Below are 17,713 nucleotides of genomic sequence, written 5' to 3' on the forward strand. Positions count from 1 at the left end.
GCTTGTCCATAGAGGCTCGCGTCCACTGTGTTGGTTCTGAAACCACGAACGGCCCCGCCCTGGGAGGTTGGGGGTGGTGCGGCGGTTCACAGTTTCATAGTGTTTCGGTGGTCATAGCGTGAGGGAAACGCCCGGTTACATTCCGAACCCGGAAGCTAAGCCTTACAGCGCCGATGGTACTGCAGGGGGGACCCTGTGGGAGAGTAGGACACCGCCGAACAAATTGTGTGGAGACCCCCGTGCTTTTGGCACGGGGGTTTTCTGCGTCTAGGGTCGATGTCATGCGCTATGACCTGGTCATCTTCGACAACGACGGCGTTCTCGTCGACAGCGAGCCGATTTCCAACCGGCTCCTGGCCGGCTATCTGACCGAGCTCGGGCATCCGACGACGTACGAGGACTCCATTCGCGACTACATGGGGTCCGCCATGCACCGCGTCCACGATCTCGTCCTCGAGAGGACGGGGCAGCGGTTGCCCGACGACTTCGACGACGTCTTCCACGCCAGCGTCTTTGCCGCGTTCGAGCGGGAGTTGCAGCCCGTGAGCGGTGTCGTGGGAGTGCTGGAGAAGCTGGCCGCCGACGGGGTGCCGTACTGCGTGGCGTCCTCCGGGAGCCATGAGCGGATCCGGGTGGGGCATCGGACGACCGGGCTCGACCGGTGGTTCGACGAGTCCCGAATATTCAGCTCACAGGACGTAGGGCGGGGGAAGCCCGCGCCGGATCTGTTCCTCTATGCCGCCGAGCGCATGGGGGTCGCACCGGAGCAGTGTGTTGTCGTCGAGGACAGTCCGCTGGGTGTGCGGGCGGCTGTGGCGGCCGGGATGGACGTGTACGGGTTCACCGCCATGACGCCGGCCGAGAAGCTGAGCGGGGCCGACCAACTCTTCGGCAGCATGGGGGAGTTGGCTGACCTGCTGGTATGACCTCGGGCAGGGCGGGGGCGCTGACATTTGTCATGCCGAGCCCTGGACGATCGTTTCTACTGCCGTACCGGTGCCCTCGGCGAAGCTGAGGGCATGACGACGCAGACGAGCAAGCCCAGGACCAGCAAGAAGAGCACCTTCGCCCCGCTGATCGTGGACGTGGCGGTGCCCCTCGGGTCGTACTACCTGCTCAAGGACGCCTTCGGGATGAGCACCTTCGCGGCGCTCGCCTGGAGCAGCGTCGTTCCTGCGCTGCGGACCGGGTGGAGCGCGGTCAAGGAACGGAGCGTCAACGGGCTCGCCGCGCTCATCCTCCTCGTGAACGTCGCCTCGCTGCTGCTGAGCCTGGTCTCGGGGGACCCCCGGCTGATGCTCGCCAAGGACAGCGGGATCAGCAGTGTCGTCGGGATCGGCATCCTCGTCTCCGTCGCGCTGGGCAAGCCGATGATGACGACCGGCATGAAGCCGTGGCTGGTGAAGGCCATGCCGGGGAGAGAGGCCGCCTGGGCGCGGCTGGCGGATAAGTCGCCGGCGTTCCGGCGGGCCGAGCGACGGTTCTCCGTCGTGTGGGGTGTGCTGATGCTGGTCGAGTGCGTGGTGCGGGTCGTGGGTGCGTACACCATTCCCGTTGACACGATGGTGTGGCTCGGCACTGTGATCATGTGCGTCGCCCTGGGGCTGGGCTTCCTGGTCAGCGGTGCGATCGCGGCCGGGCCCATGGCGGAGATGCTGATCGCCGAGGTCGCCGAGACCGAGTCCGCCGAGACCGGCCGCGGTCACGCGCAGGCCGCCGAGGTCGACAGCCTTCAGGTCGCGACGGCCGGCGTGGTCGTCGGCGACACCGCGGTGGCCGTCGCCGGGTGACCCCCGACAGGCCGGTGAAGCTGAAGGAAATTCATCTTCGGCCGGATCTACCCACGAGTATCCAGGGGCCCTACGCTCGCCGCCATGACTGATGTGCTGCGGCGCGGTAGGGCCTCGTTGGCGTTCAGCTTCTTCGCCCAGGGCGCCGCCTTCGCCCTGCTCGTCACGCGCATCCCGGCCATCCAGGACCGGTACGGCGTCTCCGACGCACTGCTGCCGGTCTTCCTCGCCGCCGTACCGATCCTCGCCGGGGCCGGCAGTGTGACGACCGAGCAGTTGGTGAAGCGCATACGGCCCAGTCGGCTGCTGCGCTGGTCCCAGCCCGTGGTGCTGCTGGCGTTGCTCGGGGTGGGGGCGGGCGGCGGACTCGCCGAACTGGGCGTCGCCCTCGCCGCCTTCGGGCTGGCCGTCGGTGCGCTGGACGCCTCGATGAACATGCTCGGGGTGAGTCTGCAGCGGACGTACCGGCGCAGCATCATGCTCAGCTTCCATGCCGCGTACAGCCTGGGCGGGATCGTCGGGGCCTCGCTGGCCTGGGCGGGTGCGCACTGGCACCTGGCGCTGTGGGTGTCGTATCTGCCGGTGATCGCGGTGCTGCTGCCCGCAACCCTGGTGGGGAGCCGGTGGTACGTCGACGGGAAGGCCGCGGCGGTGGAGGAGCAGCGCCAGGGCGAGGGGGCCGGCGTCGTCTTCAAGCTGCTGCTTCCGCTGTGTCTGGTGATGACCTTCGCGTACATCGGGGACTCGACCGTTTCCAACTGGAGCGCCAAGTACCTGAAGGACGTGCTGGGGAGTTCGGAGCAGCTGGCGACCGTTCCGTACAACGTGTACATGGTGACCACGCTGGTCGGGCGGGCCGCCGGGGATTTCGGGGTGCGGCGGTTCGGTGCCGTGACGGTGGTGCGGCTGGGTGGGCTGGTGGCGGCCGGCGGGTTCGCGGTGGTGGCGGCGGCGCCCGGGGCCTGGGTGGGGATGCTCGGGTTCACCCTGCTGGGGCTGGGGCTGTGTGTGCTCGTACCGCAGACTTTCGCGGCCGCGGGACGGCTTTTCCCAGGGGCGTCGGACGCTGCGATCGCACGGCTCAACGTCTTCAACTACGTGGGATTTCTGGTCGGTTCGCCGTTGGTGGGGGCACTCGGGGATGCCTGGAGCTATCGGGGGGCCATGCTCGTTCCCATGGTGTTGGTGCTGGTGACGTTGGTGTACGCCCGGTCGTTCGCCGCTCAACAGGACCGATACGGTGGCGGTCATGAGCGGCCGCGCACAGCTGATGTGGGACGAGGCAGTAACGGGCTATGACTTCGGTCCGGACCATCCGATGGATCCGGTCCGGCTCGCCCTGACCCGGAAACTGGTCGGTGCCTTCGGGCTCGACCGCGAGGTGGCGGTCGTCGCGGCCAAGCCGGCCGGGGAGTCGACGCTGCGGCTCGTCCACCGGGAGGACTACATCGAGGCGGTCAAGGCCGCGTCGGCGAATCCGGCGGGGGCGCACGGGGCGTACGGGCTGGGGACGCTGGACGATCCGGCGTTCGCCGGGATGCACGAGGTGTCCGCGCTGATCGCGGGGCAGTCCGTGGGAGCGGCGGAGGCCGTGTGGCACGGGGACGCGCTGCACGCGGTGAACTTCGCGGGCGGGCTGCACCATGCGATGCCCGGCGGTGCGTCCGGGTTCTGCATCTACAACGACGCGGCGCTGGCCATCGCGCGCCTCCTTGAGCTGGGGGCCGAGCGGATCGCGTACGTGGACGTCGACGTCCATCACGGCGACGGGGTGCAGGCGGCGTTCTGGGAGGATCCGCGAGTCCTGACGATCTCACTGCACGAGCATCCTCGTACGTTGTTCCCGCAGACCGGGTGGCCGGAGGAGACGGGGGCCCCGTCCGCGGAGGGGTCGGCGGTGAATCTAGCGCTGCCGGCCGGGACCGGGGACTCGGGGTGGTTGCGGGCGTTCCATGCCGTGGTGCCGGAGCTGATCGCGGACTTCCGGCCGGATGTGCTGGTGACGCAGCACGGGGCCGATACGCACTTCGAGGATCCGCTGGCGCATCTCGCGGTGTCGCTCGACGCGCAGCGGGCCGTGCAGGTGGCGTGTCATGAGCTGGCGCACGAGTACGCGGGCGGGAAATGGGTCGCGTTGGGTGGGGGCGGGTACGCCGTGGTGGATGTCGTGCCTCGGTCGTGGACGCATCTGGTGGGGATCGCGGCGGGGAAGCCGGTGGCGCCGGAGACGGTGATTCCCGAGGAGTGGCAGCAGGTGGTGTTCGCTCGTACGCGGCAGTTGGGGCCGGGGCGGATGACTGATGGGCGGTGGCCTGTGCGGTGGGCGTCCTGGGAGGCGGGGTACGACCCCGCTGATCGCTTGGATCAGGCGGTGTTGGCCACGCGGCGGGCTGTGTTTCCGCTGCGGGGGTTGTTGGCGTAGGGGAGTTTCGGTCGGTTTCGGCGCGTGGTGTCGGCGCTGAGTGCTCGGAGGCACGACTGCCCGCAGCTGAGCCGGTCTCCGTTACGCCAACCGTGCGGTCTTCCCCCGTTCCGCCCCATTCCGCACCCCCCGTCCACCACCATCGCATCCGTGTTGAGCGTCGGGGCGCTTCGGGCGCATCTCATTGCTGCCCGGCTTGCTGGGGTTGTGGGGACCTCTCGGGAGGCGAGTCTGCGGAGTTATCGGCTCTTCGCCGCTCGCGATCCTCGGGTGTTGATCGGGATCGATCCCCAGCGGACCTGGCGGCTGCGGGACGTGATCGAGTTGATGGCGGACAGGTGTGGGGTTTCCGCCGATCCCGGATATGTCTCTGGGCATGATGTGATTGATCCGGAGCGGACCCTGGCCGCTCTGGACGCGTTCGCCGAGCGGATCGGAGCCGCCGCTCACCGTCGCGCGCCCGTGCTGCTCGGCACCGGGCATCCGCACCGGCTGCTCGGGTTCTACGTCGCGTTGGCGGACGCCCTGTCGGCGGCGGGGTGTGTCGTCCTCACCCCGGCGCAGGGTCGCTGTGTCGACATAACGACCCGGTTCGGTCTACGTACGTGCAACCTTGATTACGTACGACGAGTCGCGATCGTCCGCGAGTCGGCAGATGAACGCCCCGGTTGTGAGCCCGGCGCCCACACGCACTCACCACTCCCGGTTCGTACCGTGCTCGCCGCGGCCGCCGAGGCCGGCGGGCCGTTGCCGGAACTTGTCATCGGGGACCATGGCTGGGTCTGCGGAGCAGGTCAGCTGGGGTTTGAGGCCATTGGGCTGGCCGATACGGATGACCCCGCGCTCTTCGTGGGGGAGGCCGAGGGGGTCGTGTCCGTCGCCGTTCCACTTGATGACGGTGTTCGGTCCCCTTACTACCGCCCGCTTACCCGCTACGTACTCAATCGAGCGTGTCTGTCACAGTAGGCCGCCGATGGGTGCACCTCTTCCCCACTCGCATCACCCGCCCCTACATTGGGGAGTGAGCACGCAGCGACGAAGAGTCACCGGAAGGGGAAGCCGGTGGCCGTCGAGTGCGGAAGGTTCAGGTGTGTCATGGCTGCAGCTGGCGAAAGGCCTCTGAACGAGGTTCAGTTCCTTACCGTGGCGGAGGTCGCCTCGGTGATGCGAGTGTCGAAGATGACCGTGTACCGGCTGGTGCACAGCGGTCATCTGCCCGCGATCCGGGTGGGGCGGTCCTTCCGCGTCCCGGAGCAAGCGGTACACGAGTACCTCCGCGAGAGCTATGTGGGGGTGGAGACGGCCTGACGGGTTGCTCCGGGGAATTCACCCGGAGCACCTCGATTACAAGCTCAGCGCTCGGGCAGGTAGGCTAGGCCCTCGTAGGTCGTATGGGCCCATGGCGCCCAGCACCGAGTGATGAGAAGTGAGCGAGGGTAGTCGTGGGCTCTGTTATCAAGAAGCGGCGCAAGCGGATGGCCAAGAAGAAGCACCGCAAGCTGCTCAAGCGCACGCGCGTTCAGCGTCGTAACAAGAAGTAAGGACGACGCGTACACCGCGAGAGCTTGTCGTGTGGCCCCTCACCCGTACGGTGTGGGGCCACACGCATATTCCAATAGGGCTGATCTCGTCACTTCGTGCATCGAGTGGTCATCACAGCGCAACATCGATTCGCTAAGTTGGCCCGCGTACGGGGAACGGAAGGAAGGCGCTGATCTTGGGCAAGGTCGTGCTCGTGACCGGGGTGGCCCGTCAGCTGGGAGGCCGGTTCGTGCGGCGCATCCAGCGTGACCCACAGGTGGACCGGGTCGTCGCCGTCGACGCCGTGCGGCCCGAGCATCATCTGGGCGGTGCCGACTTCATCCAGGCCGACATCCGGCAGCCCACCATCGCGCGCGTGCTCGCCGAGACGGGAGCCGACACGGTCGTCCACATGGACGTGACCGGTACCGCGCTCGGCAGCGGCAGCCGGACCACGGTCAAGGAGACCAACGTCATCGGCACCATGCAGCTGCTCGGCGCCTGCCAGAAGTCGCCGACGGTGAAGCGGCTCGTGGTGAAGTCCAGCACGAACGTGTACGGCTCCGCGCCGCGCGATCCCGCCGTGTTCACCGAGACCACGCCGCCCAAGTCGCTGCCCAGCGGCGGGTTCGCGAAGGACGCGGTCGAGGTCGAGGGCTATGTGCGCGGCTTCGCCCGGCGGCGCCCCGACGTCGCCGTGTGTGTGCTGCGGTTCGCGAACATCCTGGGGCCGACCGCGGAGACGCCGCTTGCCTCGTACTTCTCGCTGCCGGTCCTGCCGACCGTGTTCGGCTACGACCCGCGGCTCCAGTTCGTCCACGAGGACGACGCCGTGGAGGTGCTGCGGATCGCCTCGCACGAGCCCGAGCGGGGCACCCTCAACAGCGGCACCTTCAACATCGCCGGCGACGGCGTCCTGCTGCTCTCGCAGTGCTCCCGGCGGCTGGGCCGCCCCACGGTGCCGCTGCTGCTGCCCGCGGTCACCTGGGCCGGTTCCCTGGTCCGTACCCTGGGAGTGTCGGACTTCTCGCCCGAGCAGATCCGGCTGCTGACCCACGGCCGGGTGGTGGCGACGGACCAGATGCGCGAGACCCTTGGATTCAAGCCGAAATACACGACAGCGGAGACGTTCGCGGACTTCGTGCGCAGCCGCGGGCCAGGGCTGCTGCCGCCGGAGGCCCTCGCGGGGGCCGTCGACCGGATCGCCACGCTGACCCTCAGGGGCAGCGGCCACCTCCCGACGCAGAGCGCCAACTGAGGAGCGCAGCAACGATGGCGGACGCCAAGGTCATTCCGTTCGACGACGACCGGTCGCGCTCGGCCGCCGTGCAGCGGCCCGCGCGACGCCGGGGCGCGGGCAGCCGCCGTACGGGCGAGCCCGCGGTGGTGCGCGAGGTGGGTGAGGTCGGTGAGGTCCAGCCTCTCCCCGGGCGGTTCCCGGCGCAGGATGATGTTTCCGTGACCCCTGAGGAAGAACCGCCGCGGCAGCCGAGGGACGGCGGCCTGGAGCGGCGCGTCGCGAGCGGCCTCGCCTTTCTGCGGCGGCGGCTGACCGGGGACTACGACGTGGATGACTTCGGTTACGACGAGGAGCTCACCGACCAGGTCCTGATGTCCCTGCTGCGCCCGGTGTACGACAAGTACTTCCGGGTCGAGGTGAAGGGCATCGAGAACATCCCGGCCGAGGGCGGCGCGCTGATCGTCGCCAACCACTCCGGGACGCTGCCGCTGGACGGCCTGATGATGCAGGTCGCCGTGCATGACCACCACCCGGCGGATCGCCATCTGCGGCTGCTCGCGGCCGACCTGGTCTTCGTGCTGCCCGTGGTCAACGAGCTGGCCCGGAAGCTGGGGCACACCCTGGCCTGCGCGGAGGACGCCGAGCGGCTGCTCGGGGCGGGTGAGCTGGTCGGGGTGATGCCGGAGGGCTTCAAGGGCATCGGGAAGCCGTTCGGCGAACGGTACAAGCTGCAACGTTTCGGCCGGGGCGGGTTCGTCTCCACGGCGCTGCGCAAGGGCGTGCCGATCATTCCGTGCTCGATCGTCGGGGCGGAGGAGATCTACCCGATGATCGGCAACGCGAAGACGCTGGCCCGGCTGCTGGGCTTCCCGTACTTCCCGCTGACGCCGACCTTCCCGTGGCTGGGCCCGCTCGGCGCGATCCCGCTCCCCACGAAGTGGACGATCCAGTTCGGCGAGCCGATCCCGACGGACGGCTATCCGCCGGAGGCGGCGGAGGACCCGATGCTGATGTTCAACCTGACCGACCAGGTACGGGAACAGATCCAGCACACGCTGTACAAGCTGCTGGTGCAGCGGCGGTCGGTGTTCTTCTGACAGGCCGTTTCCTACGGCGACGGGGGCGCCCCTTCTCGGAAGGGGCGCCCCGTGCGCGTTGCCCGTACCCGCTAGCTGGCGTCGTCGCTGTCGATGCCCAGGCCCGGCAGGAGGCCGGGCAGGAGCGGGGGCAGGGTGACGTCCGGTTCGCTGGTCGGGGTCTTGCCGGCCGACGGGGAGGCCGTGCCGCTGCTCTTCGGCGGGTCGAACAGGCCTCCGGTGCTGCCGCCGAGCAGGCCGTCGCCCGCGCTGCCGGTGGCCGAGCCGCTGGGGCTGCCGCTGCTCGACTCCTTGCCTGGCGAGGCGCCGTCGGTCGTGCTCGGCGACGCCGACCGGTGGGCGCCGGAGGAACCCGTGGACGCCGAGCTGGTGCCCTTCGGTGTGTCGTCGCCGGTCCGGTCCGGGGTCTGCGGGAGCAGGGACTGGAGCGGGGCGACCTCCTGGTCTATGGCCTCGAAGACGGACGAGACCTGCTCGCTCACGTCACCGAGCTGGACCGGAAGCTTCTCGCGCAGCGCGCCCCACACCTCGCGGTGGGACTGGGAGAAGCTCGACAGCGCCTGGATGGGGCCCAGGGAGTCGGGGTCGCGCTGGTACGCCTCGTGCAGCAGGCGGTGGCCCTCGGTGACGTCGCGCTGCATGCCGGACAGCGTGCGGCGGATCTCCCCGATGGACTCGTGGTCGAGCTGTCCGCCGCGCCCGCGGTCCAGCAGTCGCCGGGCCTCGCTCAGCCGGGTCGAGGCCTGGTCGAGGTAGGTCTGGCCGCGCTCGTCGTCACCGTCGGACAGGTAGTTGAGCTTGAAGTCCTCGATGCCGCGCTTGAGGCCGTACAGCGAGTCTCCGGGCAGGGCGTCCGAACTCGCCGCGGCCACTCCGCCGAAGGCTCCCGCGGCCACGCCGACGCTGAGCCCGCCAGCGGCGAGGCCCTTGGTCAGCCGGGAACGCGGTCGCAACTTGCCCAACGGGCTCGCCCGGTGCGCGCCTCTGGCCCGGTGGGAACGCTGCTCCGGCACCGAAGCGTCCGCCCCACCCGCGGTGCCCTCCAGCAGCATGGCCTCCATCGCGGCCACCAGCCGGGCCCGCTGGACGACCTTGACCTCCGGGTCGAGGCCTGGCCTGGGCAGCGCGCGGAGACTTCCGGTCAGGGCCAACAGCTCGCCCTGCTCGGTCCGTTCCGCACCGTCCGGGGGTGATTCCTCCGGCTGCTCGGCCGCCGGGTCCCGGTCGGACTGATACTCCAGGGCCTGGGCGAAGGCGTTCGCCCGCCGGTGCGCCGATACGTTCGCGATCACTGGCGGCACCTCCTCTCGTCATGACGGTCGGCTCCCCAGGGGATCCTGAGGGTGCACGCCCACGAGCACTTCCACACGATCGAGTGATCAGGGGTCGGCCAGGACGTGACCACAGGGAGCCTGTATCCCGCACAACGACTGGCGCGGCACTTGGGTTACGGACGCCGGATGACCGGATCGGAAAGGCAACGACCTTTCACGGAACGTGAGTTGGGCGTAGCTGACAGTGGCTGATCTCAGCGTGCGTCGTCGGGCAGCAAGCGGGCGAGCGTGCGCACGGCGCGGTACTGAAGCGTCTTGATGGCGCCTTCGTTCTTGCCCATCACGCGGGCCGTCTCGGCGACGGAGAGCCCCTGCAGGAAGCGGAGCGTGACGCACTCCTGCTGCTGGGGGTTGAGTCGTCGTACGGCATCGAGGAGGGCGGCGTTGGAGAGCGATTCGAGGACGGAGTCCTCCGGGGAGCGCTCGACCTCGTTGGCGTCGAGCATCTCGCCGGTGGTGACCTCGAGGCGAAAGCGGCTCGACTTGAAGTGGTCGGCGACGAGGTTGCGCGCGATGGTGACCAGCCAGGCGCCGAAGTCGCGGCCCTGCCAGGTGAAGGTGCCGATACGGCGCAGGGCACGCAGGAACGTCTCGCTCGTGAGGTCCTCGGCCGTCGCCTTGCCGCCCACGCGGTAGTAGATGTAGCGGTACACGGTGTCGCTGTACTGGTCGTAGAGGCGGCCGAACGCCTCGGCCTCGCCGGCCTGGGCGCGCTCGACAAGGTCCATCATCCGGGCGCTGTCGCTGTCCGCGGCCGGGCGGCGGGCGGTGGCGGTGCCCGCGGCGCGACCGCGTCTGCCGGCCACCCGGCCGTCGACCGACCGCCGCCCCTCGACTACGGCGCTGCGCGCCGGGCCCTGCTCGATGCCGTCGGCGAGCGCGTAGCAGGGGCCTACGGGGGTGGTCGTGGCGAAGGCGGGGACGGCGTACGCGGTGGGGACGTAGCCGCGCAGCAGGTCCTGGACCGTAGCGACCAGTGCGCGGAGCGTAGCCAGGCCCGAGGTGTCAACCCCGACGTGTGGGTACACGGGACTCCCAGAGGCAGAGATTCCATCACGTGCAGTGCGGGACCGTTCACCCGTCGTGGCGACGGAAGGGGTACCGGTTTGCGTCTGAGGAGAATAACGCTTCGTGCAGGCACTGCTACGCCCAGTTGCTCAAATCATCGATTACGTCGCTTCCGTAACCGATTGACGCCTCATCAAGTGTCGGAGGGTGACCGGTTGTTGACCGGAACGGTGCGGATTCCGTCTGAAAGCGGGGGGTGTGTTGGGCCGTGGGGCCTTGTGGGTGCGGGGTGGTTTCTGTGCCGTTCGGTTTCGGCGCGCGGCGCCGGTGCGGGATGCCCGGGGTTGCGCTGTGGGGGTGGGGTTGCTCACCCGCGCGTGCGGTGTGCCTCCCCCCTCTCGGCTTCGCTCGCGCGGGGGGACACCCACCGCCCAGCCGTGCCGCCCGGGGGTCCCCCAGGGCCTTGAGGCACCGGAGGAGGCACTGCCCGCAGCTACGGCGGGTGCCGCTGGTGCGTGGGTGGGCGCTGCCCCGGCCGTGCGGCTGTCCGCAGCCCGGCGGTACGGCTGTGTGGTCAGCGGCGGCGTCTGTGCAGCGCGATCGCCGCCGCGGTGCCACCGGCAACCGCTCCTACCCCCGCCGCCGCCGGGATGCCGACCTTCGCTGCTTTGCGGCCTGTGCGGTAGTCGCGCAGGCGCCAGTCTTTTTCTCGGGCGTGTTTGCGGAGTTTCGTGTCCGGGTTGATCGCGTAGGGGTGGCCCACCAGGGACAGCATCGGGATGTCGTTGTGGGAGTCGCTGTACGCGGCGCAGCGGGAGAGGTCCAGGCCCTCCGCCGCGGCGAGTGCGCGTACCGCCTCCGCCTTGGCCGGACCGTGCAGCGGCTCGCCGACCAGCTTGCCCGTGTAGATGCCGTCGACGGACTCGGCGACCGTGCCGAGCGCGCCGGTGAGGCCGAGGCGGCGGGCGATGACCTGGGCGATCTCGACGGGCGCAGCCGTGACCAGCCAGACCCTCTGGCCCGCGTCCAGGTGGGCCTGGGCCAGCGCCCGAGTGCCCGGCCAGATGCGCTCGGCCATGTACTCGTCGTAGATCTCCTCGCCGATGGAGCTGAGTTCGGCGACGCGGTGACCCTTCACGATGGACAGCGCGGAGTCGCGCGCCTCCTGCATGTGCTCGGGGTCCTCGACCCCGGCCAGCCGGAACCAGGCCTGCTGCCAGGCGAACCTGGCCAGGTCGCGTGTCTCGAAGAACTTCCGCTTGTACAGGCCCCGGCCGAAGTGGAAGATCGCGGCGCCCTGCATCACGGTGTTGTCGAGGTCGAAGAACGCGGCGGCCTTGTCGTCGCCGAGCACCGGAAACTCCGGCTCGTGGTCCGGGGAGTCCGGTGCGACCTCCTGCGAGGTCTTGCGCGCGGCCTCCGCCGAGGCCTCGCCTGCCAACACGCTCCGCGCCGTGGCGGAGCGCCTACGGGGAGTGAGCCATCCGAGAGCGGCCATGGCTGGAGCATAGCCAGTCCGTTCGTTACTTCCGGAGTCGAGAGGTTTGGACGCTGTGAACTCTCCACGACCGGGCCGTTAAACCAGGGGGACAATGGCCGGCATGAGTCCTCTCTTCCGACGGAACGCGCCGGCCCCGCAGGACCGGCTGGTCACGCTGATCCGCAAGCCCGGCTGTCATCTGTGTGATGACGCACAACTCGTGGTGGAGAAGGTGTGCGCCGATCTCGGTGTGACCTGGGAGCAGAAGGACATCACTCAGGATCGGGACCTGTACGACCAGTACTGGGAACAGATTCCGGTCGTACTGGTCGACGGTGAACAGCACACCTTCTGGCGCGTGAACGAAGAGCGGCTGCGCAAGGCGCTGACCGACTAGTCCAAAGCGGTCGGAAAGTCGCTTAGGATCGGCGGTGAGTTGGTCTTGGGGGCGAGATTCACAAGGAGTGTGAGCGGTTTTGCCCCCAGGCGAGCAGGGCGTGACCCCGGTCACTTTGGCCGGGCAAAACGGACACCATCTTTGTGCACGCGTTCACAAAGACATAGCCTGCATTCGACGGGGCGGTCCGGGGACGTGTGACCGCCCGCAGCCCCGCTCTACCCGCAGGAGCACCGTGGCAACTGGCCGAACTCACCGACCGGCGACCCGTAGCCGAGGGATTCCCGAGGCCACCGTCGCCAGGCTTCCGCTGTACCTTCGAGCGCTGACCGCACTGTCGGAGCGCTCGGTACCGACGGTCTCCTCGGAAGAGCTGGCCGCCGCCGCGGGGGTCAACTCCGCGAAGCTGCGCAAGGACTTCTCCTACCTCGGCTCCTACGGAACACGGGGCGTGGGGTACGACGTCGAGTATCTCGTGTACCAGATCTCGCGTGAACTCGGGCTCACCCAGGACTGGCCGGTCGTGATCGTCGGTATCGGCAACCTCGGCGCCGCGCTCGCCAACTACGGCGGGTTCGCCTCCCGTGGCTTCCGGGTGGCCGCGCTCATCGACGCCGACCCGGCGATGGCGGGCAAGCCCGTCGCCGGCATCCCCGTCCAGCACACCGACGACCTCGAGAAGATCATCGAGGACAACGGCGTGTCCATCGGTGTGATCGCCACCCCCGCCGGGGCCGCCCAGCAGGTCTGCGACCGTCTGGTAGCCGCCGGGGTCACCTCCATCCTGAACTTCGCGCCGACCGTGTTGGCCGTCCCGGACGGCGTCGACGTGCGCAAGGTCGACCTCTCCATCGAGCTGCAGATCCTCGCCTTCCACGAGCAGCGCAAGGCCGGCGAGGAGGCCGGCCCGGACGGGGCCGCCCCGACCGCCGCCACCCGCAAGGAATCCACCGATCAGGGGCCCGAGGGGGACGTACCCGCCGTGATGCCGGCATGAGTCTCCTCGTCGTCGGACTGAGCCACCGCAGCGCCCCGGTCAGCGTCCTCGAACGGGCCGCGCTGACGACGGACGCGCAGGTCAAGCTGGTCCAGGACACGGTCGCCACCGAACCGGCCGCCGAGGCCTCGGTGCTCGCCACCTGCAACCGCATCGAGCTGTACGCCGACGTGGACAAGTTCCACGCCGGTGTCGCCGAGCTGTCCACGCTGCTCGCCCAGCACAGCGGGGTCGGCCTGGAGGAACTCACTCCGTATCTCTACGTGCACTACGAGGACCGGGCCGTCCACCATCTCTTCTCGGTGGCCTGTGGACTGGACTCGATGGTCGTCGGCGAGGGCCAGATCCTCGGCCAGATCAAGGACTCCCTGGCCAAGGCGCAGGAACTGCACACCGCCGGGCGCCTCACGAACGACCTCTTCCAGCAGGCCCTGCGGGTCGGCAAGCGCGCCCACTCCGAGACCGGCATCGACCGCGCCGGACAGTCCCTGGTCACCTTCGGCCTGGAGCAGCTGGCCGCGGGCGAGGATGTGCAGACCTGGGCCGCCGGCAAGAAGGCCCTGGTCATCGGCGCCGGCTCGATGTCCTCGCTGGCCGCGGCCACGCTCGCGCGCGCCGGTGTCGCCGAGGTCGTCATCGCCAACCGCACGCAGGAGCGCGCGGAGCGTCTGGCTCAGATCCTCACGGACAACGGCGAGACGGACGTGGTGGCCCGCGCGGTACCGATGGATGCGGTGCCGCACGAGCTGACACGTGCCGACATCGCCGTCTCCTGCACCGGGGCGACAGGGCTGGTCCTCACGGCGGAGGAGGTCGCACGGGCGGTCGAGGGCCGCACCGGGGCCCCCGTCGCCGAGGTCGCCGACAGGGGTCGTACGGCCGTATCGGCGGAGGTCGTCCCCGCGCAGCTGCCGCCCACCAGCGTCGGCGCCGAGGACGGCTGCCCGCTCGACCTGTCCGCCGTGCAGACCACCGCCGGGTTCTCCGTGCACGGCGAGGCGGCCGTGGCCGGCATGGCCGCCGCCGAGCTGGAGCAGCACGCGGCCTGGGTCGACAAGGGCGACGCCACCGGCCGTGACCGGCGCTCCACGACCGTGCTCGACCCGGCCGAGGACGCCGACGCCATCGCCGCGCTCGCCGCCACCGTCGCCGTGGTGGGCCGTATCCCCGAGCGCCGCAGGCCCGAACCGGTCGCCCGGATCCCGCGCCCGGCCCCCGCGCTCCACCTGCTCGACCTGGCCATGCCCCGCGACATCGACGCGGCCGTGCACCGGCTCGCCGGGGTGCGCCTGGTGGACATCGAGTCACTGGCCGAGGCCTCGGCGGACGCTCCGATGGCGGCCGACGTCGACGAGGTCAGGCGTATCGTCTCCGACGAAGTCGCGGCCTTCGGGGCGGCGCTGCGGGCGGCACACATCACGCCGACCGTGGTGGCCCTGCGCACCATGGCCGCCGACGTCGTGGCGAACGAGATCGCCCGGCTCGACGGACGCCTGCCCGGCCTGGACGAACGCCAGCGCGGCGAGATCCGGCAGGCCGTGCACCGGGTCGTCGACAAGCTGCTGCACGCGCCGACCGTACGGGTCAAGCAGCTCGCGGCCGAGCCCGGCGGCGCCGGGTACGCGGACGCGTTGCGCACCCTGTTCGACCTCGACCAGGAGACGGTGGCCGCCGTCTCGCGCGCCGAGGACAGCACAGACGACAAGGATCGACCGGCATGAGTGACAAGGCACTGAGACTGGGGACCCGGCGGAGCAAGCTCGCCATGGCCCAGTCCGGGCAAGTGGCGGACGCCGTGAGCCAGGTGACCGGACGGCCCGTCGAGCTCGTCGAGATCACCACGTACGGCGACACCTCCCGCGAGAGCCTGGCGCAGATCGGCGGCACCGGCGTGTTCGTCGCGGCGCTGCGCGAGGCGCTGCTGCGCGGCGAGGTCGACTTCGCGGTCCACTCGCTGAAGGACCTGCCGACCGAGCAGCCCGCCGACCTGGTGCTGGCCGCCATCCCCGTGCGCGAGGACCCGCGCGACGTCATCGTCGCCCGCGACGCCCTCAAGCTCACCGACCTGCCCCGCGGGGCGCGCATCGGCACGGGTTCGCCGCGCCGCATGGCGCAGCTGAACGCGTACGCCCGCAGCCACGGGCTCGACATCGAGACCGTCCCGATCCGCGGCAACGTCGACACCCGTATCGGATACGTCCGTGACGGCGAGCTCGACGCGGTCGTACTGGCCGCCGCCGGACTCAACCGGATCGGTCGCAGCGACGAGGTGACCGACTTCCTGTCGGTCGACACGGTGCTGCCCGCCCCCGGCCAGGGGGCCCTGGCGATCGAGTGCACCGCGGCCGACGCGGAACTCATCGCCGCGCTCGGCGAACTCGACGACCCGATCACCCGGGCCGCCGTGACCGCCGAGCGGTCCCTGCTCGCCGCCCTGGAGGCCGGCTGCAGCGCCCCTGTGGGTGCGCTGGCCGACCTGCTGGCCGACGGGCAGATTGTCAAGGAAATGCGCCTGCGCGGCGTCGTCGGTACGACCGACGGCTCCCGCACGGTGCAGCTGTCCACCACCGGTCCCGTGCCCGAGACGTACGACGGGGCGATCGCCCTCGGTCGCGAACTCGCCGCCGAGATGCTCGCCCAGGGCGCGGCCGGTCTGATGGGGGAGCGAGCACAGTGAGCCCCACCACTCTTCCCGCCGGCCTCGAACACGGGCACGTCACCTTCCTGGGTGCCGGACCCGGGGATCCGGGACTACTGACTCTGCGCGCCGTCGAGGCGCTGGCGAACGCGGACGTCCTCGTCGCCGAGCACGAAGTGCTCGACGTGATCCGCGCACATGCCAGACAGGGCGTCGCCGTCCTGAGCACGGACGCGGGTCCTTCCTCGGACTCGTATCCGGGCACGGCCGCGCCTCAGCTGGCGGTTGTTGACGCCGCGTCAACAACCGCTGCCGTCCCGTCCGTGCGGGATGCGGCTCATCTTGTCATGGAGGCCGCGCGGGGCGGCAGGCGGGTCGTCCGTGCGGTGTCCGGGGACCCCGGGCTCGACGCGTACGCCGCCGAGGAGATGCTGGCGTGCGCCGCCGCCGGGGTGCCCTTCGAGGTGGTCCCCGGCATCGCGACCGCGGTCGGCGTGCCCGCGTACGCCGGCGTCCCGCTGCGTGACGCGCAGGGCGCGGACGTCCGGTTCGTGGACGCCCGTACGGCCTCGGAGCGCTGCTGGATGGAGGTGGGCGCCTCCGACGGCACGGTCGTCGTGTCGACCACGCTGGACTCGGTCGCGGCCGCCGCCGGTGAGCTGGTGGCCGCGGGCCGCAAGCCGGACACCCCGATGACGGTCACCGTCGCCGGTACGACGACCCGGCAGCGCACCTGGACCGCCACCCTCGGCACCATCGCGCAGACGCTGAAGCAGGCGAAGGTCCTGCCGTCCCCGGACGGTGGCCGGCCCGTCATAGCCGTGGTCGGTGAGCGTTCCGCCGCCGCCCAGCGCGACCAGCTGTCCTGGTTCGAGTCCAAGCCGCTGTTCGGCTGGAAGGTGCTCGTGCCGCGGACGAAGGAGCAGGCGGCGTCGCTCTCCGACCAGCTGCGGTCGTACGGTGCCGTGCCGCACGAGGTCCCGACGATCGCCGTCGAGCCGCCGCGCACGCCCCAGCAGATGGAGCGGGCCGTGAAGGGGCTCGTGACCGGGCGGTACGAGTGGATCGCGTTCACGTCGGTCAACGCCGTCAAGGCGGTCCGGGAGAAGTTCGAGGAGTACGGCCTTGACGCTCGGGCTTTTGCGGGTATCAAGGTGGCTGCGGTGGGGGAGCAGACGGCGACGGCGCTCGTCGCCTTCGGCGTGAAGCCGGACCTGGTGCCGAGCGGGGAGCAGTCCGCGGCGGGGCTGCTGGAGGACTGGCCTCCCTACGACCCGGTGTTCGACCCGATCGACCGGGTGTTCCTGCCGCGGGCCGACATCGCCACGGAGACGTTGGTCGCCGGACTGATCGAGCTGGGCTGGGAGGTCGACGACGTCACGGCGTACCGGACCGTGCGTGCGTCGCCGCCGCCGGTCGAGACCCGGGAGGCGATCAAGGGCGGTGGCTTCGACGCCGTGCTCTTCACGTCGTCGTCGACCGTGCGGAACCTGGTGGGTATCGCCGGGAAGCCGCACAACGTGACGGTGATCGCCTGTATCGGTCCGGCCACCGCGAAGACCGCGGAGGAGCATGGGCTGCGGGTGGATGTGATGGCGCCGGAGCCGTCCGTGCACAGGTTGGCGGAGGCGCTGGCCGACTTCGGGCTGCGGCGGCGCGCTGCCGCGCTCGAGGCGGGGGATGCGGTGACTCGGCCGAGTGAGCGGCGGCCGGGGGCGCGGCGGCGTCGTACCACGTGAGGTGGGGGGGGCTGGTCCTGGGGGCTCCGCCCCCGGACCCCCGGCTCCCC

The 17,713-nt window shown here is 70.2% G+C and carries 17 protein-coding genes and 1 rRNA gene; 15 read left to right on the top strand and 3 right to left on the bottom strand.

Translation table 11 applies throughout. The features are described 5' to 3' along the window. Positions 1-103: 103 nt before the first annotated feature. From rrf to IEZ19_RS43760, 10 genes are all read left to right on the top strand, one after another. Positions 104-220: ribosomal RNA gene (rrf, locus tag IEZ19_RS43715) — 5S ribosomal RNA — on the top strand. Positions 221-281: 61 nt separating this feature from the next. Further along, positions 282-926 (top strand): HAD family hydrolase, encoded by a 645-nt coding sequence (locus tag IEZ19_RS43720; RefSeq protein ID WP_189316962.1) that lies wholly within the window; start codon positions 282-284, stop codon positions 924-926. A gap of 93 nt (positions 927-1,019) precedes the next feature. Next, entirely contained in the window at positions 1,020-1,790 is a 771-nt protein-coding gene (locus IEZ19_RS43725) for a VC0807 family protein (protein WP_189316963.1), read from the top strand. An 84-nt stretch (positions 1,791-1,874) separates the two neighbouring features. Further along, the gene (locus IEZ19_RS43730) at positions 1,875-3,089 is read left to right on the top strand and encodes an MFS transporter (RefSeq protein ID WP_189316964.1); all 1,215 of its coding nucleotides are present in this window, start codon (positions 1,875-1,877) and stop codon (positions 3,087-3,089) included. After that, entirely contained in the window at positions 3,040-4,212 is a 1,173-nt protein-coding gene (locus tag IEZ19_RS43735) for an acetoin utilization protein AcuC (protein WP_189316965.1), read from the top strand. The genes IEZ19_RS43730 and IEZ19_RS43735 overlap by 50 nt, the downstream gene beginning before the upstream one ends. A 150-nt stretch (positions 4,213-4,362) precedes the next feature. Next, positions 4,363-5,178 (top strand): phosphatase, encoded by an 816-nt coding sequence (locus IEZ19_RS43740; protein ID WP_189316966.1) that lies wholly within the window; start codon positions 4,363-4,365, stop codon positions 5,176-5,178. Positions 5,179-5,307: 129 nt separating this feature from the next. After that, the gene (locus IEZ19_RS43745; RefSeq protein WP_004984898.1) at positions 5,308-5,520 is read left to right on the top strand and encodes a helix-turn-helix domain-containing protein; all 213 of its coding nucleotides are present in this window, start codon (positions 5,308-5,310) and stop codon (positions 5,518-5,520) included. Positions 5,521-5,654: 134 nt separating this feature from the next. Then, a complete protein-coding gene (locus tag IEZ19_RS43750) occupies positions 5,655-5,753 on the top strand; it encodes a 30S ribosomal protein bS22 (protein WP_003948845.1) in 99 nt (32 codons plus the stop codon). A 176-nt stretch (positions 5,754-5,929) separates the two neighbouring features. Further along, complete coding sequence (locus IEZ19_RS43755) at positions 5,930-6,991, top strand: NAD-dependent epimerase/dehydratase family protein (RefSeq protein WP_189316967.1); 1,062 nt, start codon at positions 5,930-5,932, stop codon at positions 6,989-6,991. Between the two features lie 14 nt (positions 6,992-7,005). Next, positions 7,006-8,070, top strand: a complete 1,065-nt coding sequence (locus tag IEZ19_RS43760) for a lysophospholipid acyltransferase family protein (protein WP_189316968.1) — start codon at positions 7,006-7,008, stop codon at positions 8,068-8,070. A gap of 71 nt (positions 8,071-8,141) precedes the next feature. Here IEZ19_RS43760 and IEZ19_RS43765 read toward each other — a convergent pair whose 3' ends face one another. The 3 genes from IEZ19_RS43765 to IEZ19_RS43775 all read right to left on the bottom strand — a co-directional run bounded on the left by IEZ19_RS43765 (position 8,142) and on the right by IEZ19_RS43775 (position 11,910). Next, complete coding sequence (locus tag IEZ19_RS43765) at positions 8,142-9,362, bottom strand: DUF5667 domain-containing protein (RefSeq protein WP_189316969.1); 1,221 nt, start codon at positions 9,360-9,362, stop codon at positions 8,142-8,144. A 236-nt stretch (positions 9,363-9,598) separates the two neighbouring features. Next, entirely contained in the window at positions 9,599-10,432 is an 834-nt protein-coding gene (locus IEZ19_RS43770; protein ID WP_189316970.1) for an ECF subfamily RNA polymerase sigma factor, BldN family, read from the bottom strand. A 554-nt stretch (positions 10,433-10,986) separates the two neighbouring features. Beyond that, positions 10,987-11,910, bottom strand: coding sequence for an HAD family hydrolase (locus IEZ19_RS43775; protein ID WP_189316971.1), 924 nt, complete (start codon positions 11,908-11,910; stop codon positions 10,987-10,989). Between the two features lie 94 nt (positions 11,911-12,004). Between IEZ19_RS43775 and IEZ19_RS43780 the strand changes: the two genes are divergently transcribed. The 5 genes from IEZ19_RS43780 (at position 12,005) to IEZ19_RS43800 (ending at position 17,663) form a co-directional block, all read left to right on the top strand. Next, entirely contained in the window at positions 12,005-12,289 is a 285-nt protein-coding gene (locus IEZ19_RS43780) for a glutaredoxin family protein (protein ID WP_189316972.1), read from the top strand. Between the two features lie 235 nt (positions 12,290-12,524). Continuing rightward, positions 12,525-13,286 (top strand): redox-sensing transcriptional repressor Rex, encoded by a 762-nt coding sequence (locus IEZ19_RS43785; protein ID WP_189316973.1) that lies wholly within the window; start codon positions 12,525-12,527, stop codon positions 13,284-13,286. Next, on the top strand, positions 13,283-15,007 hold the full coding sequence (locus tag IEZ19_RS43790) for a glutamyl-tRNA reductase (protein ID WP_189316974.1): 1,725 nt from the start codon (positions 13,283-13,285) through the stop codon (positions 15,005-15,007). The genes IEZ19_RS43785 and IEZ19_RS43790 overlap by 4 nt, the downstream gene beginning before the upstream one ends. Further along, positions 15,004-15,963, top strand: a complete 960-nt coding sequence (hemC, locus tag IEZ19_RS43795) for a hydroxymethylbilane synthase (RefSeq protein WP_189316975.1) — start codon at positions 15,004-15,006, stop codon at positions 15,961-15,963. Before IEZ19_RS43790 ends, hemC begins: the two co-directional genes overlap by 4 nt. After that, entirely contained in the window at positions 15,960-17,663 is a 1,704-nt protein-coding gene (locus IEZ19_RS43800) for a bifunctional uroporphyrinogen-III C-methyltransferase/uroporphyrinogen-III synthase (RefSeq protein WP_189316976.1), read from the top strand. The genes hemC and IEZ19_RS43800 overlap by 4 nt, the downstream gene beginning before the upstream one ends. Positions 17,664-17,713 lie beyond the last annotated feature (50 nt).

The sequence above is a fragment of the Streptomyces brasiliensis genome (assembly GCF_014647875.1).
GTDB lineage: Bacteria > Actinomycetota > Actinomycetes > Streptomycetales > Streptomycetaceae > Streptomyces > Streptomyces brasiliensis.